Annotated in this window: 21 protein-coding genes and 1 tRNA gene; 13 read left to right on the top strand and 9 right to left on the bottom strand. The window is 60.1% G+C overall.

The genetic code is table 11. The features are described 5' to 3' along the window. Positions 1–20: 20 nt before the first annotated feature. The 5 genes from EOL43_RS05565 to EOL43_RS05545 all read right to left on the bottom strand — a co-directional run bounded on the left by EOL43_RS05565 (position 21) and on the right by EOL43_RS05545 (position 4,908). A tRNA-Val gene (locus tag EOL43_RS05565) sits at positions 21–96 on the bottom strand. Positions 97–223: 127 nt separating this feature from the next. Further along, the gene (gene lon, locus EOL43_RS05560; RefSeq protein WP_133486384.1) at positions 224–2,629 is read right to left on the bottom strand and encodes an endopeptidase La; all 2,406 of its coding nucleotides are present in this window, start codon (positions 2,627–2,629) and stop codon (positions 224–226) included. Between the two features lie 219 nt (positions 2,630–2,848). Then, entirely contained in the window at positions 2,849–3,334 is a 486-nt protein-coding gene (locus EOL43_RS05555) for a flavodoxin family protein (RefSeq protein WP_133486382.1), read from the bottom strand. 125 nt (positions 3,335–3,459) lie between these two features. After that, entirely contained in the window at positions 3,460–4,602 is a 1,143-nt protein-coding gene (gene tgt / locus EOL43_RS05550) for a tRNA guanosine(34) transglycosylase Tgt (RefSeq protein WP_133486380.1), read from the bottom strand. A 54-nt stretch (positions 4,603–4,656) separates the two neighbouring features. Beyond that, positions 4,657–4,908 carry a hypothetical protein gene (locus EOL43_RS05545; RefSeq protein ID WP_133486378.1) on the bottom strand — a complete coding sequence of 84 codons (252 nt, stop codon included), beginning with the start codon at positions 4,906–4,908 and terminating at the stop codon, positions 4,657–4,659. Positions 4,909–5,163: 255 nt separating this feature from the next. On the opposite strand from EOL43_RS05545, the gene EOL43_RS05540 reads away from it, so the two are divergent. From EOL43_RS05540 to EOL43_RS05525, 4 genes are all read left to right on the top strand, one after another. After that, a complete protein-coding gene (locus EOL43_RS05540; protein WP_133486376.1) occupies positions 5,164–5,529 on the top strand; it encodes an SUF system Fe-S cluster assembly protein in 366 nt (121 codons plus the stop codon). Positions 5,530–5,683: 154 nt separating this feature from the next. Next, a complete protein-coding gene (locus EOL43_RS05535; protein ID WP_133486374.1) occupies positions 5,684–6,334 on the top strand; it encodes a hypothetical protein in 651 nt (216 codons plus the stop codon). Further along, positions 6,327–7,034 carry a DUF3307 domain-containing protein gene (locus tag EOL43_RS05530; protein WP_133486373.1) on the top strand — a complete coding sequence of 236 codons (708 nt, stop codon included), beginning with the start codon at positions 6,327–6,329 and terminating at the stop codon, positions 7,032–7,034. Before EOL43_RS05535 ends, EOL43_RS05530 begins: the two co-directional genes overlap by 8 nt. A gap of 29 nt (positions 7,035–7,063) precedes the next feature. Further along, the gene (locus EOL43_RS05525) at positions 7,064–7,456 is read left to right on the top strand and encodes a HesB/IscA family protein (RefSeq protein ID WP_133486371.1); all 393 of its coding nucleotides are present in this window, start codon (positions 7,064–7,066) and stop codon (positions 7,454–7,456) included. A 100-nt stretch (positions 7,457–7,556) separates the two neighbouring features. Here the strand turns inward: EOL43_RS05525 and EOL43_RS05520 are convergent, their stop codons facing one another. Beyond that, positions 7,557–8,474 carry an isopenicillin N synthase family dioxygenase gene (locus EOL43_RS05520; RefSeq protein ID WP_133486369.1) on the bottom strand — a complete coding sequence of 306 codons (918 nt, stop codon included), beginning with the start codon at positions 8,472–8,474 and terminating at the stop codon, positions 7,557–7,559. A gap of 131 nt (positions 8,475–8,605) precedes the next feature. Here EOL43_RS05520 and tpiA point away from each other — a divergent pair, with 131 nt between their 5' ends. The 4 genes from tpiA (at position 8,606) to EOL43_RS05500 (ending at position 13,524) form a co-directional block, all read left to right on the top strand. Then, complete coding sequence (tpiA, locus tag EOL43_RS05515; protein ID WP_133486367.1) at positions 8,606–9,352, top strand: triose-phosphate isomerase; 747 nt, start codon at positions 8,606–8,608, stop codon at positions 9,350–9,352. A 112-nt stretch (positions 9,353–9,464) separates the two neighbouring features. Further along, positions 9,465–10,862, top strand: a complete 1,398-nt coding sequence (locus tag EOL43_RS05510) for a pyridoxal phosphate-dependent decarboxylase family protein (RefSeq protein WP_133486365.1) — start codon at positions 9,465–9,467, stop codon at positions 10,860–10,862. Between the two features lie 146 nt (positions 10,863–11,008). Further along, positions 11,009–11,743 carry a PAQR family membrane homeostasis protein TrhA gene (gene trhA / locus EOL43_RS05505; RefSeq protein WP_133486363.1) on the top strand — a complete coding sequence of 245 codons (735 nt, stop codon included), beginning with the start codon at positions 11,009–11,011 and terminating at the stop codon, positions 11,741–11,743. A 242-nt stretch (positions 11,744–11,985) separates the two neighbouring features. Continuing rightward, entirely contained in the window at positions 11,986–13,524 is a 1,539-nt protein-coding gene (locus EOL43_RS05500) for a trimethylamine methyltransferase family protein (RefSeq protein WP_133486361.1), read from the top strand. 77 nt (positions 13,525–13,601) lie between these two features. Here the strand turns inward: EOL43_RS05500 and EOL43_RS05495 are convergent, their stop codons facing one another. The 3 genes from EOL43_RS05495 to EOL43_RS05485 form a co-directional block, all read right to left on the bottom strand. Continuing rightward, positions 13,602–15,422, bottom strand: coding sequence for an ABC-F family ATP-binding cassette domain-containing protein (locus EOL43_RS05495; protein WP_240686471.1), 1,821 nt, complete (start codon positions 15,420–15,422; stop codon positions 13,602–13,604). Positions 15,423–15,453: 31 nt separating this feature from the next. Further along, positions 15,454–16,194, bottom strand: a complete 741-nt coding sequence (locus tag EOL43_RS05490) for a GNAT family N-acetyltransferase (RefSeq protein ID WP_133486358.1) — start codon at positions 16,192–16,194, stop codon at positions 15,454–15,456. 174 nt (positions 16,195–16,368) lie between these two features. Continuing rightward, positions 16,369–16,842 carry an outer membrane protein assembly factor BamE gene (locus EOL43_RS05485; RefSeq protein ID WP_133486356.1) on the bottom strand — a complete coding sequence of 158 codons (474 nt, stop codon included), beginning with the start codon at positions 16,840–16,842 and terminating at the stop codon, positions 16,369–16,371. 143 nt (positions 16,843–16,985) lie between these two features. Here EOL43_RS05485 and EOL43_RS05480 point away from each other — a divergent pair, with 143 nt between their 5' ends. From EOL43_RS05480 to ihfA, 5 genes are all read left to right on the top strand, one after another. Further along, positions 16,986–17,582, top strand: coding sequence for a YceD family protein (locus EOL43_RS05480; RefSeq protein WP_133486354.1), 597 nt, complete (start codon positions 16,986–16,988; stop codon positions 17,580–17,582). A 244-nt stretch (positions 17,583–17,826) separates the two neighbouring features. Then, on the top strand, positions 17,827–18,036 hold the full coding sequence (gene rpmF, locus EOL43_RS05475) for a 50S ribosomal protein L32 (RefSeq protein WP_108856658.1): 210 nt from the start codon (positions 17,827–17,829) through the stop codon (positions 18,034–18,036). A 62-nt stretch (positions 18,037–18,098) separates the two neighbouring features. Next, a complete protein-coding gene (gene plsX, locus EOL43_RS05470; protein WP_240686470.1) occupies positions 18,099–19,181 on the top strand; it encodes a phosphate acyltransferase PlsX in 1,083 nt (360 codons plus the stop codon). Then, complete coding sequence (locus tag EOL43_RS05465) at positions 19,178–20,152, top strand: beta-ketoacyl-ACP synthase III (RefSeq protein ID WP_133486350.1); 975 nt, start codon at positions 19,178–19,180, stop codon at positions 20,150–20,152. The genes plsX and EOL43_RS05465 overlap by 4 nt, the downstream gene beginning before the upstream one ends. Positions 20,153–20,338: 186 nt before the next feature. Continuing rightward, the gene (ihfA, locus tag EOL43_RS05460; RefSeq protein WP_133486348.1) at positions 20,339–20,641 is read left to right on the top strand and encodes an integration host factor subunit alpha; all 303 of its coding nucleotides are present in this window, start codon (positions 20,339–20,341) and stop codon (positions 20,639–20,641) included. Positions 20,642–20,651 lie beyond the last annotated feature (10 nt).

Raw genomic sequence — 20,651 nt, 5'->3', positions numbered from 1 at the left:
ACTTTGTATTCAAAGATAAATGGTGGGTGATGAGAGACTCGAACTCCCGACATCTTCGGTGTAAACGAAGCGCTCTACCAACTGAGCTAATCACCCGACTGGACGCTATGTAGCGCCGCCGCGTCGGGGGTGCAAGAGGCAGAATGCAGCCAAATCCAGCGTAAATGAAAAAGGGCGCGACAGATACCTGCCGCGCCCCTGAATTTTGCCGATCCGGTCAGGATCAGTGCGCCACGGCACCCGATCCGCCCGCATCCTTAGCCAGCGCCTTGGCGGCGGCCTCTTCTGCGGCTTCGTCCCATTCGACGGCTTCCGGCTTGCGCACCAAAGCGTGTTCCAGAACCTCGGACACATGGCTGACGGGAATGATGGTCAGCCCCTCTTTCACGTTGTCCGGGATCTCGCGCAGGTCTTTTTCGTTTTCCTGCGGAATGAGAACCGTCTTGATGCCCCCGCGCAACGCAGCCAGCAGCTTTTCTTTCAAGCCACCAATGGCCAGCGCATTGCCGCGCAGCGTCACCTCGCCCGTCATGGCGATGTCCTTTTTCACCGGAATGCCCGTCAGGACAGACACGATGGACGTCACCATGGCCAGACCAGCCGACGGACCATCCTTGGGCGTCGCGCCTTCCGGCACGTGCACGTGGATGTCCCACTTTTCGAACTGGGGCGGCTTCACGCCAATCTCAGGCGCGACCGAGCGGACATAGGAGCTGGCCGCATCAATCGATTCCTTCATGACGTCGCCCAGTTTCCCGGTGGTCTTCATCCGACCTTTGCCCGGCAGGCGCAGCGCTTCGATCGACAGAAGATCGCCACCCACGCTGGTCCACGCCAGCCCGGTGACTACACCCACCTGATCCTCTTGCTCGGCCAGACCAAAGCGGTGCTTGCGCACGCCCAGATACTCGTCCAGCAGATCGGGGGTTACATCGACGGTCTCGACCTCTTTCTTCACCAGCTTGGTGACGGCTTTCCGCGCCAGTTTCGCCAGCTCGCGCTTCAGGTTCCGCACGCCCGCCTCGCGGGTGTAATAGCGGATCACATCCGTCAAAGCGCCTTCCGAGACCGAGAACTCACCCTTCTTCAGCCCGTGATCCTTGATGGTCTGGGGCAGCAAGTGACGCGAGGCGATCTCGCGCTTCTCATCCTCGGTGTAGCCGGCCAGCGAAATGATCTCCATCCGGTCCAGAAGCGGGCCTGGCATGTTGTAGGAGTTCGCGGTGGTCAGGAACATCACGTTCGACAGGTCGTATTCCACTTCAAGATAGTGGTCGACAAAGGTCGAGTTCTGTTCCGGGTCTAGCACTTCCAGCATCGCCGAGGCCGGGTCGCCACGGAAATCCTGCCCCATCTTGTCAATCTCATCGAGCAAGATCAGAGGGTTCGTGGTTTTCGCCTTTTTCAGCGCCTGAATGATCTTACCGGGCATCGAGCCGATGTAGGTCCGGCGGTGACCGCGGATCTCAGATTCGTCACGCACGCCACCCAGCGAGATGCGAATAAACTCGCGTCCCGTGGCCTTGGCAACCGATTTACCCAAGCTGGTTTTACCCACACCCGGAGGGCCAACAAGGCACATGATCGGGCCTTTCAGCTTCTTCGAGCGCTGCTGAACAGCCAGATACTCGACGATGCGTTCCTTGACCTTCTCAAGCCCATAGTGATCCGCATCCAGAACTTTCTGGGCGTTGTTCAGATCTTTCTTCACGCGGCTTTTCTTGCCCCATGGCAGACCCAGCATCCAGTCCAGATAGTTGCGCACAACCGTGGCTTCCGCGGACATGGGCGACATGTTGCGCAGCTTCTTCAGCTCGGCATCCGCCTTTTCGCGGGCTTCCTTGGAAAGCTTTGTTTCCTCGATCTTTTCTTCCAGCTCAGCCAGTTCGTTCTGGCCTTCTTCGCCGTCGCCAAGCTCCTTCTGAATGGCCTTCATCTGCTCATTCAAATAGTACTCGCGCTGGGTGCGCTCCATCTGCGACTTCACGCGGGTCTTGATCTTCTTCTCGACCTTCAGAACGGACATTTCGCCCTGCATCAGGCCAAAGACCTTCTCCAGCCGCTCGGACACAGTGAAGGTTTCCAAAAGCTCCTGCTTCTGTTCAACCTCGACTCCCAGATGACCGGCCACAAGATCGGCCAGCTTGTCAGGTGCGCGGGTTTCAGAGACAGCGGCAAGCGCTTCTTCGGGAATGTTTTTCTTGATCTTGGCGTAGCGCTCGAACTCTTCCCCGACCGAGCGCAGCAGCGCTTCGATTTCGTTCGGGTCGCCCGGACGTTCTTCGATCACTTCCGCAAAGGCTTCGAAGTAATCTGCATTGTCGACATAGTCAGTGATGCGCACACGCGACTGCCCCTCGACCAGCACCTTCACGGTGCCATCGGGCAGTTTCAGAAGCTGCAGCACATTGGCCAGCACGCCGACCTGATAGATACCGTCGACGTCCGGTTCATCAATCGCCGGGTCGATCTGGCTGGACAGCAAAATCTGCTTGTCATCTGCCATCACCTCTTCCAGCGCACGCACGCTTTTTTCACGTCCGACGAACAGCGGCACGATCATATGCGGGAACACCACAATGTCGCGCAGCGGCAGGACCGGGAAGGATTGGCTCAGTTGCTCACTCATGGATCTTCCTTATTGTTGGGCAGTCCGCATGTCCCCGAATGTCGGCAGATCACACGTCCTCCTGGAATTCGGCCTGTGTCACAGACCTGTCACGCCGAAATGGGGATGCGATTTTGGTTTTTCAACCGCGTTCGACGCGCGCTTCACCCCATAGTGACCAGCAATTTCGCGATCCACAAGGCGGGGGGCGGAATTATCCACAGGAATTTCGGGCCTGATTTAAAAGACGCCCAGCGCAAGACCCGCAGACAGCGCCGCCCCAAGCGCGCGACAGGGTGCCAAAGCCTCCGCATCCAGCTGTTTCGGGGCCAAAATGGCTTCGGGCGTTTGGGCATGGGTGCAGAGGATCAAGGGCGGCTGCACCTCACGCAGGCGCCAACCGGTGGCGATCCGGGCCAACTGCCGCGCAGCCCCTTCCCCGTCCGACCCCGCACAAATCATCTGGGCATAGGGCCGCCCCTCAATCCGGCCCAGCACAGGATAGTAACAGCGGTCGAAAAACTCTTTCATCTGCCCCGACAGGCTGGCGAGGTTTTCCGGCGCACAGAACAAATATCCGCTCGCGGCCAGCAGATCATCGGGCTCGGCCTCCTCCGCCGTTAAAATACGCGCCGCCCCCTCTTCACGGGCCGCATCATACGCCGCCTCGGCCATTTGCTGGGAGCCGCCAGTGCGCGAATGCCATATGATCAGAAGCTCAGCCATGCCCTTCAATACCAACCCACGCATTTTCTTGTCAAAAATATCCCGGGGGAGCATGAACTTCCGCAGGAAAATCATGCGGGGGCAGAGCCCCAACAGGCTCACGAAGTGAGCCACCAAACACCATATTACAAGGGCTCGATATCCCCTTGCGCCCTCCCTGCATGGAACTCGGCCTCCCACGCATCAAAGCGCCCTTCGGAGATCGCATCGCGCATCCCCTGCATAATCTCTTGGAAGTAATGCAGATTGTGCCAGGTCAGCAGCATGCCCGAGATCATCTCGTTCGAGCGGAAGACGTGGTGCAGATAGGCCCGCGAATAGCTCGTACAGGCCGGACAGGTGCAGTTTTCGTCAATCGGGCGCGGATCGTCTTGGTGACGGGCGTTCTTGATGTTCAGAACCCCCATACGGGTCCAGACCTGCCCCGTACGGCCCGAGCGGGACGGCAACACACAATCCATCATATCCACACCGCGCTTCACAGCCCCCACGATGTCATCGGGCTTGCCCACGCCCATCAGATAACGCGGCTTGTCTTCCGGCAGATAGCCGGGTGCATAATCGAGACAGTCGAACATCGCCTCTTGCCCCTCACCCACAGCCAGGCCACCGATCGCGTAGCCGTCAAACCCAATATCGGTAAGCGCCTTGGCCGATTCCTCGCGCAGATCAGCCTCAAGCCCGCCCTGCATGATGCCAAAGAGCGCGTGCCCCGGACGGTCCCCGAACGCATCGCGCGACCGCTGCGCCCAGCGCATCGACAGGCGCATGCTTTCGGCAATCCGTTTGCGATCGGCGGGCAGCGCGGGGCATTCATCAAAGCACATCACGATGTCTGACCCCAGAAGCTTCTGGATCTCCATCGAGCGTTCTGGCGTCAATTCATGCTTTGACCCGTCGATATGCGATTTGAAGGTCACGCCCTTCTCGGTCAGCTTGCGCAGACTTGCCAGCGACATAACCTGAAACCCGCCACTGTCCGTCAGGATCGGCTTGTCCCAGTTCATGAACTTGTGCAGCCCACCTAGCCGGTCGATCCGTTCTGCCGTCGGGCGCAGCATCAGATGATAGGTGTTGCCCAGCAGAATATCCGCGCCGGTCGCAGCAACGCTTTCGGGCATCATCGCCTTTACGGTGGCCGCGGTCCCCACGGGCATGAAGGCGGGCGTACGAATGTCGCCACGCGGCGTGTGAATCACCCCGGTACGCGCGCGCCCATCGGTTGCGTTCAGCGTATACGAAAACTTTGTCGTGCTTTGATCAGTCATGGCCGAGATGTGGCCCAACACGGCCCGAAAGCCAAGGGCAATTGTCAGATCACCTCACCCCTCGGGCGGGGTTTCCCCGTCATCCTCTCGCGCAATGGCCGCGAGAATATTGGGATCCTCTGCCAACCGCTGGGCCAGACGCTCTAGCCGGCGGCTGGTCACCATCAGCTCCGTCATGGTGATCGGATCCAGATGCATGGCGAAGTCATAGGTGAAGTCTTGCACCATCTGCGCCGCATCGGAAAGCTGAGCAATCCTGTCTTTAGTGCCCCCCCGCTCCGGGAAGCCTTCCATCTCCGTGGTCATCGCGCCACGCACCCCTTTTCGATCCCCTCACCCTAAAAAGGGCACAGCCCCCATCAGAGCCTTTCCAACTGAAACTGACCTGCAACTATGGCGAAATTTGGCCCCCACTTCGTCAATATATAGCTGTAATTATGGTGGCTTTTTCCAAGCTTGATCTTTGGTTTCTGCCTGCATTTTTTCCTGTCTGCCATTGCCCCTCTGGACCTTGCGACACGAGAACCCTATATGTTCGCTCAGGATTAGAGCGAGACCAGCATGACCGATACAGCCGATACAAGGATTGAAGGGGAACCCCTGATCAAACCGTCCAGCGTAGAGCACCCGCTTTATGACGCGGTGGTCGAGGCCTGCCGCACCGTCTATGACCCTGAGATCCCAGTAAATATCTTCGATCTGGGCCTTGTCTACACGATCGTGATCAACGACCAGAACGAGGTCGACCTGATCATGACCCTGACCGCCCCCGGCTGCCCCGTTGCAGGCGACATGCCCGGCTGGCTGGTCGAAGCGATTGAACCCGTTGCGGGCGTCAAACAGGTGAATGTCGAACTGACGTGGGAGCCGCCCTGGGGCATGGAAATGATGTCAGACGAGGCGCGGTTGGAACTGGGATTCATGTAAGCCCTCACCCGGTGCAACTTCTGTCGACGCAGATCGGCCCAGCGCAACCCAATCGGGTTGCGTTTTGCGTTTCGCAATCATTTTCGGATGCATTCCCCCAATCGCAACCTAAAAAGGTTGCACTTTACCATTCGCAGCCTATTATGGTTGCACCATGAGTGAAAACCTATCCCATATCGTCGTCCTGACGGGGGACATCATCGGCTCGACCCAAATGACGCCCGAGGATCTGGAACGCGCCTTCGACGCGCTGTCTGCCTCTGCCGAGGTTCAGGCCGAGTGGCACGGAGAAGACCTGCATTTCACCCGCCAGCGCGGAGACGGATGGCAGGTCAGGCTCGCCCGTCCGGAACTGGCGCTGCGCTCAGCGCTGGCCTTTCGCGCGGCGTTGCGCTGTGAGGGGAAAGAGTTTTCGACGTTTATGGCGGTGGCAGAGGGGCCAGCCTCTCCGATTCCCAGCGGTACAACCCTGAACCAACTCACTGAACAGCCATTTGTCGATAGTGGTCGCCTGCTTGAAGTGCTTAAACGCTATCCAAACGAACGGCGAATGGGTCACCTGAATATCAGTGCCGTCGGCGCAACATTCGCGCTTGCCGACCACATCTCGCAGGGCTGGACCCCGGCGCAAGCGACTGCCATTCTTCTCATGCTGGCTCCGGGAAAGCTTCCAAGCCATACCGACGTGGCAAGAGCGCTGGGCAAGTCCCGTCAGGCTGTAACGAAAGCACTGGAGGGCGCGGGGTTCGACGCAGTTTGGACCGCGCTGGAAAACATCGAGAACGAAGAGGCCAAAGATGATTGAAACCTTCACAGCCCTCCTCTTCGCCCATGTGCTTGCTGATTTTGTCTTTCAAACCAATTGGATCACCGACAACAAGCGGCGCCCCCAAGTCCTGCTTCTGCACGCGCTGATCGTCCTTGTCACCGCACAGGCCGCGCTGGGCACCTACGATGCGCCCGAACTGCTTGTTCTGGCCTTCGCGCACCTGATCATCGACGCCGTGAAGTCATTTGGCGGATTTCGGAAGCTCTCGGGATTTCTTTGGGATCAGGCGGCACATCTTGTGACCATCATCGCCGTCGCAGCCTATGCCCCGACGCTCTGGGACACATGGCCCGACACCGCCCTGCCCCTTCTGGCAGTGGCCGCAGGCGCCATCGTCGCCACCCGCGCCGGCGGCTTTGCCATCGGGCTCCTCATGCAGCCCCATTCCCTGCGCATCCGCAACAACGGGCTGAAGGGCGGCGGCTGGACCATTGGCATTCTGGAGCGCGGGCTGGTCTTCGTTCTGATCCTTGCCGACCTGCCACTCGGCGTGGGCTTTCTGGTCGCCGCCAAATCCATCCTACGCTTCGGCACGGCCAGCCGCGATCAGCGCACCGCCGAATACGTGATCATCGGCACGCTTGCCAGCTTCGGCTGGGCCATCCTTGCAGGTTTTGCCACTCAAGCCCTGCTTTCGCTTCTGCCCCCGCTTGAGATTGCCGTTCTGCTTCCCTAAATTAGGGACAAGCGACAAGGATCACAGACATGTTCGGTATTCCCGGCAAATCACCCATCACCATGACCCCAGCAGCCGAAGCACAAATCGCTAAGCTGATGGAGAAAGACGGCCACAAAGGCCTGCGCATCGGCGTCAAGAAAGGCGGCTGTGCGGGGATGGAATACACGATGGATTACGTGGACGAGGTCGAACCCCATGACGAGGTCGTCGAACAGGGCGATGCCCGCGTGATGATCGCCCCTATGGCGCAGATGTTCCTGTTCGGGACCGAAATCGACTATGAGGTCTCGCTTCTGGAAAGCGGCTTCAAGTTCAACAACCCCAACGTGACCGAGGCCTGCGGCTGTGGCGAGTCGATCAAGTTCGACGATGCCCTCTCGGCCGCGCCCACCGACCTGAACGCGCCTCCCAAGTTCTAAGCACGCCCAAGCGCGCGCATTTTCTTGTCACAAATATCCCGGGGGAGCGCGCAGCGCGGGGGCAGCGCCCCCAGGCTCACAACGTGAGCCACCGACGCGTTCAGCTTCCCGTCTGCGCCATCAGGTGCAGATAGGTCTCGTCAAACCGTTTCTTCATATGATCACCCGCCATGATCACCTGCCCTGATCCGCGCGGGGCCACATTGGTGTCGTGGTTGGGGTTAAAGAACATCGGGACCGAGATCCGCTCATCCCCTGATCCAACCACACGGTGCAAGGTGGCCTTTACACGGCCTTCCGTCCACATCTCCAGCATCTCGCCGAAATTGATGACGAAGTCACCCAGCTGCGCATTGACCGGAAGCCAGTCGCCGTCTGCCCCCAGCACCTCCAACCCGGCCACGCCGTCGGACGCCAGAAGCGTCACGCAGCCGTAATCCGTATGCGCGGCGATGCCGAAATCCTTATCCCCGGCCCAGCCAGGACGCGGTGGATAATAGTTCCCACGCAGCAGCGCCATCGGGCGCGTAAAGGCCGCGTCGAAATAGCTCTCATCCTCGCCAATCGCAGCAGCAATCCCGCGCAGAACCCCCATCGCAACCCCCAGCGCCTTGGCATAGTAGGCCTGAATGGCTTCACGAAAACCCTCAAGCTCAGGCCATTGATTGTCGCCGTAGACCGACAGGTTAAAGGCGCGCAGCGGGTCATTTGCGGCCAGTTCAAACCCACAATCAAAGACCTCTTTGAAATCCGGGTTGGCGTCGGGGTCCACCTGTTCGCTGCCCGCAGCGCCCCAACCGCGATTGGCACCCGTCCGCGCCATGTTCACCGCGTCCTTCACGTCCTTGGGCTGGTGAAAGAATGCGCGATACATCGCAATCGTCTCGGCCAGCTCATCTGTGCTAATCGCCGTGTTGTGCACGGTCAGAAAGCCCACCTCCTGCACCCCACGCAACAGCTCGGCCATCGTGGCGGGGTCGCGGGCATCAATCAGGGCAGCGTCCAATCTGGGGATCATCGGGGACCTCGTGAATAAACTTGCCCGCTTCTACAGCACACTCCCCACGGTTCAACGGCAAAATAGCCGCAGGGCTTGACGCCCCGCGCGCCGCAATGGAAAACGGACCGAACAAGACGAGGGAGATCGACATGCGGCGGAAACTGGCAGCAGGCAATTGGAAAATGAACGGCCTGCAGGGCAACCTGGCCGAGCTGGACGCGCTGGCGCAGGGCTTCGGGGAGGCCAATTGCGATATCCTGATCTGCCCCCCTGCCACATTGATCCACCGCGCAGCCTCGGCCAGCGGCGACACCATCGCCATCGGCGGGCAGGATTGCCACGCAGCAGAAACCGGGGCGCATACGGGCGACATCTCGGCCCAGATGCTAAAGGACGCGGGCGCAAGCTATGTGATCCTAGGCCATTCGGAGCGCCGCGAAGATCACCATGAAAGCGACACAGACGTGCGCCAGAAAGCCCGCGCCGCCATCGAGGCCGGCCTGAAGACTGTGATCTGCTGCGGCGAAAGCTTGGAAGAGCGCGAGGCGAACAACACGCTGGATATCATTGGCGGACAGCTGGCGGGCTCGATCCCAGATCAGGTGACAGCCGAGAACCTGATTGTCGCCTATGAACCCATTTGGGCGATTGGCACCGGGAAAGTGCCTACGCTGGATCAGATCGGCGAAGTACATGACTTCATCCGTGACCGTCTGGTGCGCCGCTTTGGCGATGGCGTCGGCCTGTCGACCCGCATCCTTTATGGTGGTTCGGTGAAGCCCAGCAACGCGGCCGAGATCTTTGGTGTCTCGAACGTAGACGGCGCGCTTGTGGGTGGCGCTAGTCTGAAGGCCGAGGATTTCGGCCAGATCATCACGGCACTGTCCGCAGCCTGATCCGCGACACACATCAGATGTCCAAGCCCCGGCCCTCGCGTCGGGGTTTTTCATATCTTGACAGAGCAGCCCATATATTTAACATCGCAATTAAATAGCGCAGGAGCTCCCGATGAACTACGATGATCTGGCCGACTGGCAAAAACGCGCTGCCGATTGGGCGCGCGACTATCATGCAGGCCTGCGTGATCGCCCGGTGCGCCCCGACATTGCACCGGGGGAGTTTCTGGCCAAGATCGAAGCCCCTGTGCCCGAAGCCCCGGAAGCGATCGAGACCATTTTCGACGATTTCACCCAGCTTGTGCCCGACGCCATGACCCATTGGCAGCACCCGCGTTTCTTTGCCTATTTCCCAGCGAATGCTGCGCCTGCCTCGATGCTGGCCGAGCAACTGGCCAATGCCATGTCCGCCCAAGCGATGCTGTGGCAAACCGCGCCTGCCGCCAATGAAATGGAGGAACTGGTGATCCGCTGGCTGCGCGACGGGCTTGGATTGCCCGCTGACTTCACCGGCACCATCCATGACAGCGCGACGACCGCGACGTTTTCCGCCGTGACGACGATGCGTGAGCTGGCGCTAGGACACACCGGCATCACCAAAGGCCTGTCGGGCGCGCCGCAGCTGCGTATCTATGCCAGCGCGCAGACCCATTCCAGCGTCGACAAGGCGGTGCGCTTGTCCGGGATCGGGCAGGACAATTTGGTGAAGGTGCCAACAATTCCTGGCCACCCCACATGGTCAATGGATCCAGACGCACTGGATCGCTTGATCCGCGAAGACATTGCTGCCGGGCGCAAACCTGCTGGTGTCGTACTGTGCGTAGGCGGCACCTCGATCGGGGCGTGTGACGACATTGCGGCCTGTATCAAGGTGGCCCACAGCCACGGGCTGACCGTTCATGTGGATGCAGCCTGGGCCGGGTCCGCGATGATCTGCGAGGAATTCCGCCACCTCTGGGCCGGGATCGAGGATGCGGACAGCATCATCTTCAACCCGCATAAGTGGCTGGGTGCGCAGTTCGATTGCGCCGTGCAGTTCCTGCGCAACCCCGGACCGCAGATCGGCGCGATGGGGCTGCGGCCTGAGTATCTGAAGACCCAAGGCGCGGACGAGATCGTGAACTATAACGAATGGACCCTGCCCCTTGGCCGCCGCTTCCGCGCGTTGAAAATCTGGTTCCTCTTGCGCGCCGAAGGCCTGTCCGGCCTGCGCACCCGCATCCGCAATCACGTCGCGTGGGCGAACGAGGCCTGCGATGCCATCTCCGCCCTGCCCGGGTTCGAGATCACTACGCCCCCGATCCTCTCGCTGTTTAGCTTCCGCTACAAGGATGACGCCAATACCGCCGAGCTGTTAGAGCGTGTAAACCGCGATGGGCGCATTTATCTGACCCAGACACATCACGACGGACAATTCGTCATTCGCGTCTCTGTAGGACAGTTCACCTGCACGCGAGAGGATGTGATGACCATCCCCGCGGTTCTGTCCGAACTCGCGCACGATCTGTAAGGTCAGGAAATCTTTACATTTTCGTGACTATGCTCTATCCTATAGAGGCTGGTGTCACGGGCATCTGACATTTTATTGACCAAAGCCCGGCACACCCAAGCCTGTATCGCCCCTTATATTAGAGGCAAGCGAGAGAGGGTATTCACATGGATCGTTTCCGTGAACATTTTCTGGGCCGCTACACTGAAAACCTGTCGGACAGCTGTACCGCCCACCACACTGACACTCTGCCCGAGCGTCATGGTTTCGGGCAGCACTTCACTTTTCGCGAATACGTCGCCGATGGGGTCGTGCATGGGCTGGGGGTGATCGCTGCGCTGATCGGCTCGATCACGCTGATCCTTTGGGCCTCGGGCGACGCGCCGATGGGGCATCTGCCACCGCTTTTGGTCTATGGCATCGGAATGGTCGCCAGCTTTGGCCTGTCCGCTGCCTATAACATGACCCTGCACACATCCGCCCGTTCCGTCCTTCGCCGCTTTGATCATGCGGCGATTTTTCTTTTTATCGCGGCCACCTATACGCCCATCGCGCTAATCGGGATCGGCGGGACCACCGGCGTGGCTTGGGCGGCCCTGATCTGGACGGTGGCGCTGTTTGGCATGACGCTAAAGCTCTTTTTCCTCTGCCGGTTCGAACGGACGGGCTTCATGCTGACCCTGATGCTGGGCTGGATGGGCGTTCTGATGATCGGTCCGCTTCTGGCCAGCGTCAGCCTTGGGGTGCTGATCCTTTTGGTGGGCGGAGGGTTTCTGTTCACCATCGGCACGCTGTTTCACCTGCGCGAGCATTGGCCTTTCAACCGGGCGATCTGGCATGTTCATGTTCTTCTGGGGGCCGCTGCCCACTATGCCGCCGTTGTGATGGTCGCGTGGTCCTGACCACTTCCTCACCACCCGATTGGGTTCAGAAAGCGGCATATTGAATGACGCAAACGGAATAGAATCCCCGGCTTTCGTCTTCGATAGTTAACACTGTGGAGGAACCCTATGGATCGACTGGATTGGAAAATCTCGATCGTTGTGCGCACCATTGGCGCCGAGCGTGGTCGTGCAGCACGTGGCCGCCCCTGCTGATGTCTTTTCCCAGAAATTGACAATACTGCAGCAAGGACACCCCACATATGACAGCAAGAACTTCGCGCCGCGCGGGCGGCCGTCAGGCCCGCCAAGCCCTTCGCGCAGCGCCTTTGGCCAAGGATTCGCGCCCCGTACGCGCCGGCCTTGAAGGCGGCACATATAAGCCCCTCACCCCGGAAGGCATGGAGCGCATTCACCAAGCCGCCCTGGACGCGCTCGAGCAGATCGGTCTGGCCGACGCCCCCCCGTCCGGCGTCGAGATTATGACCAAAGCCGGCGCCATTCTGGGCGATGACGGGCGTCTACGCTTCCCCCGCGCCTTGGTCGAGGACATGCTGTCCAAGGCCGCCAAGAACATCACCCTCTGCGCGCGCGATCCGCAGCATGACCTGAACCTGGCAGGGTCTCGCGTGCATTACGGCACGGCGGGGGCAGCGGTGCATATGGTCGATGTGGACGGGCGCGAATACCGCGACAGCACCGTGCAAGACCTGCACGACGCCGCGCGGATCGTGGACCAGCTGGACAACATCCACTTTCTGCAGCGCCCAATGGTGTGCCGCGACATTCCCGACAACCGGGAAATGGACCTGAACTCGATCTATGCCAGCGTGACCGGGACCAAGAAACACATCGGCGTGTCCTTCACCGAGCCGGATTTCGTCGATGACGGGATCGAGCTGTTGCACATGATCGCTGGCGGCGAAGACAATTGGCGCGCGCGTCCCTTCGTGTCGAACTCCAACTGTTTCGTTGTTCCGCCGATGAAATTCGCCACCGAAAGCTGCGAGGTGATGGAGAAGGTCATCGCCGCAGGCATGCCTGTCTTGCTGCTGTCCGCTGGCATGGCCACCGCCACCGCCCCGCCCACGCTGGCAGGCGCGATCGTGCAGGCCGTGGCGGAATGCTTGGCGGGCGTGGTCTATGTGAACGCGATCAAACCGGGGCATCCGGCGATCTTCGGCACTTGGCCCTTCGTGGTCGACCTTCGGTCTGGCGCAATGTCCGGCGGATCGGGCGAACAGGCGTTGATGACCGCGGGTTGCGCGCAGATGCATCAGTTCTATGGCCTGCCAGGCGGCGCGGCTGCCGGGTTCTCGGACGCGAAATTGCCCGACATGCAAGCCGGGTGGGAGCAGATGTGCTCGAACGTGATGGCCGGTCTGTCGGGGCTGAACATGGTCTACGAGGCCGCGGGCATGCACGCGTCCCTTCTGGGCTTTTGCCATGAAAGCCTGATCCTTGGGGACGATATCATCGGGCAGGCCTTGCGCTGTGTGCGCGGGATCGAGGTGACCGAGGATGCGGTTAGTCTGGATATGATGCGGTCGGTCTGTCTGGGCGGGCCGGGGCATTATCTGGGCGAGGATCAGACGCTAAGCTTGATGCAGACGGAATATGTCTATCCCACCCTTGGCGACCGCACGTCGCCCAAGGAATGGGCCGAGGTCGGCAAGCCCGATCTGGTGCAGGCGGCCAAGGCGCGGAAAGAGGCCATCTTGGCGGAACGTTCACGTGCGCATCTGGACCCGGAGGTGGACGCGGCAATCCGCGCGCGGTTCAATATCCATCTGCCGAAGTAGGCGCCGAATATGCAAGATCAGGACCGGGGGTTTTGCACCCCCGGGCCCCCGCAGGATATTTTTGACAAGAAAATGCGTTAGCTGGCCGCTTCGGCTTTTTCCTCAAGTTCAAGCCATTCTTCTTCGGCGGCGGCAAGTTTCTGTTGGCGTTCGGCCAGACCTTCCGAGGCTTTCTTGAATTTCACGGGTTCCTTGGTGAATAGATCCGGGTCCATCAGGAACTCTTCCAGCTTGGCGATCTCGGCCGTCAGACGGTCCATTTCGCCGGGCAGCGCTTCGAGCCGGTGTTTTTCGGTGAAGCTAAGGCCGGAAGCGGCTTGCTGGATCTTGGGTTTGTCTTTCGCAGGCGCTTTGGGTTTCTCAGATTTCTTCGCTGCCGGAGCCTCGTCTTCCTGACGTTGCGCACGATAATCTGACCAGCCGCCCGCATAGGCCGTGGCGACCCCGTTGCCTTCCATTGCAATCGTACGCTCAGCCACGCGATCCAGGAAATCACGGTCGTGGCTGACGACCAGCACGGTGCCATCAAAGCCCGAGATCAGCTCTTGCAGCAGGTCCAGCGTTTCCACGTCCAGATCGTTGGTCGGTTCGTCGAGCACCAGAAGGTTGGATTGCCGCGCCATGATGCGGGCAAGGATCAGGCGGGCTTTCTCGCCGCCGGACAGCGAGCGCACCGGCGCGCGGGCTTGTTCATCCGAGAACAGGAACTCTTTCAGGTAGCCGACCACATGTTTCGGGTTGCCCCGCACCATCACCTGATCGGATTTGCCCGAGATGCGCATTTCCGGGTCCGAGGTTAGGTTCTCCCACAGGCTGGCATTGTCGTCGAGCGTTGAGCGGTTTTGGTCAAAGACCGCCATCTCGATACCCGTGCCATGCGAGACGCTGCCCGTGTCCGGGTCTTCCTGCCCGGTCAGGATTTTCAGAAGCGTGGTTTTGCCTGCGCCGTTAGGGCCGACAAAGGCGATGGTTTCGCCGCGCATGACGCGCAGGTCGAAGGGTTTCAAGATCACTTTGTCGCCGTAAGACTTTGAAATCCCCTTGGCTTCGATCACCTTGCGGCCAGATTTCGGACCGGCTTCCAGCGCCATTTCAGCGGTGCCCTGCCGTTTTATCTGCGCAGCACGTTCGTCTTTCATCGCGTGCAGCGCGCGCAGGCGGCCTTGGTTGCGTTTGCGCCGGGCCGAGATGCCTTCGACGGCCCAGCGGGCTTCGGCTTTGATTTTGCGGTTCAGCTTGTGGCGGTTTAGATCTTCGTCTTCCCAGACCTTGTCACGCCATGCCTCGAAGTGCTCAAACCCCTTCTCCTGACGGCGCACCTGCCCCCGGTCGACCCAGAGCGTGGCACGGGTCAGCGCGCGCAGGAAGGCGCGGTCGTGGCTGATCAGAACAAAGCCCGCACGGGTTTGTTGCAGCTCGTTTTCCAACCATTCGATGGCCTGAATGTCGAGGTGGTTGGTCGGTTCGTCCAACAGCATGAGTTCCGGCGCTTCCGCCAGCAGCTTGGCCAGCGCCGCGCGGCGGCGTTCCCCGCCCGAGGCGGTCGCGACCGGCGTATCAAGCTTCATTTTCAGCCCTTCGGCGACACGCTCGACCAGATAGTCATGTCCCGGCTCAAGGCCCGAGGCAGCGAATTCACCCAGTGTCTCGAAAGCGGACAGGTCCGGGTGCTGGTCCATATAGCCCACGGTGACGCCCGGCGACAGAACGCGGGTGCCGGTGTCGGGCTCGACCATGCCAGCCATGATCTTCATCAGGGTCGACTTGCCCGACCCGTTGCGCCCCACCAGCGCCACGCGGTCGCCGGGCTGCACCACAAGGTCCAAACCGTCAAAGATAGGATCGCCGCCGAAGGTCAGAGCGATATCGTTCATCTGCAAAAGGGGTACACGTGCCATAGGGCCGGGTTACGGGCTTGTGCCTTTGGGGTCAAGCGGGCGCGGCCACCGCGCGCAAAAGTCGGGCGCGTGCAGGCGGGACCGAGGCGATCTCGACCCCTGTAAACACATGCAGCGTGTTCAGGTCGTGATCCACCACCGCATGGTCCGAGACCCAGCCGCCCATCATCAGATAAGTGCGCAGAAGCGGCGGCAAGCCCAGCATGGCGCGTTTGGCGTCAGGGGTACGGCGCAGGCGTTGCGCAAAGCGAAATACCTTGGGGGCTTTGACACGCGGCAACCAGCGTTTGGGGGCGATATGGCGATCCCGGAGCAGCGCGAATGTGTCCAGATAGCGTGCCTCGTCCGTGCCCTGAAAAGACGAACAGCCGAACATCAGCCCGATGTTTTCTTGATCCACATAGTGCGTCATTGCCCCCCATGCGACGCGCAGGATATCCGCGCCGTCTTGGGCGTCTGGGTCGATACAGAAGCGGCCCATCTCGATCATCGGGCTGTCGTAGTCGCGCAGGGCCGACAGCTCGTAGAACTGGGCAGAGTAGCTGTCACCGATAGACGTGCCATTCTGAAAGGGCATCAGCCGGAAGCAGGCGACAAGTTTACCAGTCGAGACCTCTTCCACCAGCATGTGACGGCACATATCGTCATAAGGATCAGCGTCCAGCCCCTCGCCGCCACGAAAACACCGATGGCGCAGGGCTTGGGCGGCCAGAATGTCAGCCTGTGTTTCGTCAAACCGCGCTTGATAGCGGGGTGTCGTCCCGATCGGCATGTGGTGCCTCCGCTTGGTTCACGCGAATGCCATTGCATTCATATGCGCATGCGCCCTTCTGGCAACAAGATATGACAGAGCGGTGACGTTGCGAAAGCGAAAGCTGTGCCCCCTACCCCGCACATGAAAAAGGCGCCGGAAGACCGACGCCAATTTGCGAGGTTTTGGAAAGGTTTAGTTTCCGCCCAGCTGTTCTGCCAAGTCGATTCGGCCGAACGACCCAAAGAGCTGACGCAGGAAGCTGACGCCCTTGATGTTGCTGGCGGTCACGCGGCGCTCAAGCACAATGACGCGCCCGTCTTCCAAACCGAACCGCTCGATATTCTCGACGCGTCCTTTGCCGTCAAAGCTGATCGCCAGAACTTCGCGGTCGATCTCTTTCGGGGCATTGTAGAGGTAGTGTTCGAAGCGCGAGCGGACATAGTAAAACCCGCTGTCAGACAGCAATCCTGCGGTCCCCGGCTTGCCAATCGCCTCGGTCACGGTTTCACGGGTATCTTTGCCAACCACCAGAAGATCCACATCTTCTTTCACCGGCATATAGCCGTGATTGCGGTAGGTTGCGGAACAAGCCGTCAAGGCGATCGCAAGCGTCACAGCGGCAACAGCCTTGCCCGCGCGTTTCACCCTATCCGAAAGATAAGACATATGCTCCCCTTGCGTTTTTCCCTTGCTTCTGGGTATCGGCTTATCTCAGGAACGGCTTTGGTTCAAGAAACGAAACCGATCTTGTATCCAGCGGTGGGGATTCCCACCATATACCGCGCAACTTAATGTCAGGAGACACCGCCATGAGCACCGATACGCCCAACACTGGCCAAGACGCGCCTGTGTATCAGCACGTGTTGCGCGTGGCAGATCTGTCGACCAGCGCAGAGACCTCGTTCGAACTGATCCCGACAGCGGCAGAGTGCAAAGCGATTGCCGATGATCTTGGGCTACCGGCTCTGCGCAAGGTCCGGTTCAAGGGCACGTTGGTGGCACGCGGCAAGCGGGACTGGCAGCTGAAAGCGCAGCTGGGCGCGACCGTGGTGCAGGACTGCGTTGTGACACTTGATCCCGTCACCACGCGGATCGAAGAACCCGTCAGCCGTCGCTGGGTCCGTGATCTGCCCGAGCTTGAGGCCGGGGACGAGATTGAAATGCCGGATGATGAAACCTTGGAACAGCTTGGGCCCGAGATCGATCTGGGTGAAGTTCTGACCGAATCCCTTGCGCTCGCCCTGCCGCTGTTTCCGCGTGCAGACGGCGCCGAATTGGACCAGAGCAACTTTGCTGCCCCCGGCGTGGCCCCAATGAGCGATGAGGATGCAAGGCCGTTTGCGGGACTGTCTGCCCTGCGCGATCAACTGGCAGGCAAAAGCGACTCGGACGACGACGGCAAATAAGCCGACTGGGGCGTATCACGCGGAAATACCCCCGAAAAACCGCAGTTTTCGGCGAAATCGGCCCAATCTGCACTTGCAAGAAAGAAGAATCCCAGTATTTTCCCGGCTTCTTCCACAAGATGGGTTGGACAGCGCCCCGCAAACAGCGTATGAGGCGCCAGACTCAGACACGAGGATAAGCAGGCTTCCCCGAAGTCTAAAGAATTCACCGGGCCATGTGCCCCCAAAATCGAAGGTTGAGACCATGGCCGTCCAACAGAACAAAGTATCCAAGTCGCGCCGCAACAACCGCCGCGCACATGACGCTCTGGTTGCTGCGAACCCGAACGAATGTTCGAACTGCGGCGAGCTGAAGCGCCCCCACCACGTGTGCCCGTCCTGCGGTCACTATGACGACCGTGAAGTTGTTGCCATGGCCGATGAAATCGACCTGGACGACGAGGACGCAGCGTAAGGCACTTGCCCCGCGCGGGTGGGCATGTCAGAAAATCCCCGAGCATGGGATAAAGAATGACAATGAACGCCCCCAAACGCACAATCGTATCGGTCGACGCCATGGGCGGAGATCTTGGACCGGCAGCCGTGGTTGCCGGTCTTGCGCTGTCTGCAGACAAGAACCCGAATATCGGGTTCATTCTGCATGGCAATAAACCCGAACTGGAAAAACTGGTCGCACGGACCAAAGGTCTGGCCGAGGTCTGTGACATTCGTCACGCCGACGAGGTCGTGACGATGGACGCCAAGCCCAGCTTTGTGATGCGAAACGGTCAGAACACCTCGATGTGGTCGACCATTGACGCGGTGCGCAATGGCGAGGCCGATGTGGCCGTTAGCTGCGGCAACACCGGCGCCTTGATGCTGTTGTCGATGGTCCGCCTGCGCAAGCTGCCCGGCGTGAACCGTCCGGCGATTGCCTGCCTCTGGCCCTCGCGCAACCCTGAAGGCTTCAATGTGATGCTGGATGTGGGCGCGGATATTCGCGCCGATGACACCGACCTTCTGCAATACGCCATGATGGGCGCGTCCTATGCACGCAACGGTCTTGGGCTGGAACGCCCCCGAGTCGGCCTGCTGAACGTCGGAACGGAAGAGCACAAAGGCCGTCCCGAGCTGAAAAGCGCCAATGAACTGATCGCAGAGGCCGCGGATCGCGCCAATATCGACTATGTCGGCTTTGTCGAAGGGGGCGATATCCCCTCGGACCGCGTGGACGTGATTGTCACCGATGGCTTCACTGGCAACGTGGCGCTGAAGACCGCCGAAGGCACGGCCAGCCTTGTCTCGGGCCTTTTGCGCGATGCCTTCAACGCGACCCTGCTGTCCAAGCTGTCAGCGCTTCTGTCGCTGACCTCGCTGCGGCGCCTCAGCAAACGTGTGGACCCCCGCCGCAACAATGGCGGCGTGTTCCTTGGCCTGAACGGCACCGTGGTCAAAAGCCACGGCTCGGCGGATGCGACAGGCATGTCTGCCGCCGTCAAACTGGCCTTCCGCTTGGCTGAAAGCGGCTTCACGCAGAAGCTGGCCGCGCGGGTTGCATCCGCCGGTACGCCAAGCCAAGATCAAAAAACTCAAAAACCGGAAGGTAAGCAGCCAGAATGACACTTCGCGCCGTGGTCAAAGGCGTCGGGCACTATCTGCCCGAACGCGTGGTTCCGAACTCGTATTTCGAAGACATTGTAGACACATCGGACGAATGGATTCGCACCCGCTCGGGGATTGAACGTCGTCATTTCGCTGCAGAAGACGAAACCACCTCGAAAATGGGCGCCGACGCAGCGCGGGCAGCGCTTGCGGATGCGGGGTTGGAGCCGGATGACATCGACGCCATCGTCGTCGCCACCTCGACCCCGGACCTGACCTTCCCGTCGGTCGCCACCATGATCCAGAACGAGCTGGGCATGACGCGCGGCTTCGGCTTTGACGTGCAGGCTGTCTGCGCAGGCTTCGTATTTGCCCTGACCAACGCCAATGCGCTGATCGTATCGGGTCAGGCCAAACGCGTGCTGGTCATCGGCGCCGAGACATTCTCGCGCATTTTGGACATGAAAGACCGCGCGACCTGCGTGTTGTTCGGCGACGGCGCGGGTGCGCTGGTGCTGGAAGCTGAAGAAGGCGCCGGAGAAAACACCGATCGCGGCATCCTGTCGGCGGACCTGAATTCCGACGGTCGTCTGCGCGAGATGCTCTATGTAGACGGCGGCGTGTCGACCACGCAGACCTCGGGCCACCTGCGTATGCAGGGCAACCCGCTGTTCCGCCAAGCGGTCGGAAAACTGGCCCAGACCGCCGAAACGGCGCTGTCGAAAGTCGGCCTGACCGACGACGATGTGAGTTGGATCGTGCCCCACCAGGCCAATATCCGCATCATCCAAGGCACCGCCAAGAAACTGGGCGTCCCGATGGAGCGCGTCGTGGTGACCGTTCAGGATCACGGCAACACCTCGGCGGCCTCAATCCCGCTGGCCATGTCTGTGGCGCGCGCTGAAGGTAAGATCAAGGACGGAGATCTTCTGGTCGCAGAAGCCATTGGTGGCGGTTTGGCGTGGGGTGCCGTGGTTATCCGTTGGTAAAGCACCTACCTGCCTGCGTCCCACATCCCCATTTTCCCCCTGAATTGCGCAGGCAAGCTTCTGCTTTCGCAAGCCATTGATATTGACTCGGAATTTCAAAAATTCCATGCTCGCTTCAATAACTGATCATGCCCGGTGCCCATGCACCCATAAAAAGGGCAGTTAAAGCCATTCTGGGGGGACAATATGAGTGAAAAGACTTTGACCCGCATGGACCTTAGCGAGTCCGTGTTTCGCGAGGTCGGCCTGTCGCGCAATGAAAGCGCGCAACTGGTTGAAAACGTCTTGAACCACATCTCGGACGCGCTGGTATCTGGCCAAAGCGTCAAAATCTCGTCATTCGGAACATTTTCCGTCCGCGATAAAGCGGCGCGCGTTGGCCGCAACCCCAAGACAGGGGAAGAGGTGCCGATCCTGCCGCGGCGCGTCTTGACCTTCCGCCCCTCGCATCTGATGAAAGATCGCGTTGCGGATGGCAACAAGCGCTAAACGGGGCCTC

The organism is Aliiroseovarius marinus (assembly GCF_004360145.1).
Taxonomy (GTDB): Bacteria; Pseudomonadota; Alphaproteobacteria; order Rhodobacterales; family Rhodobacteraceae; genus Aliiroseovarius; species Aliiroseovarius marinus.
The sequence above is the reverse complement of the archived record's forward strand: the minus strand, read 5'-3'. Positions and strand labels throughout refer to the sequence as shown.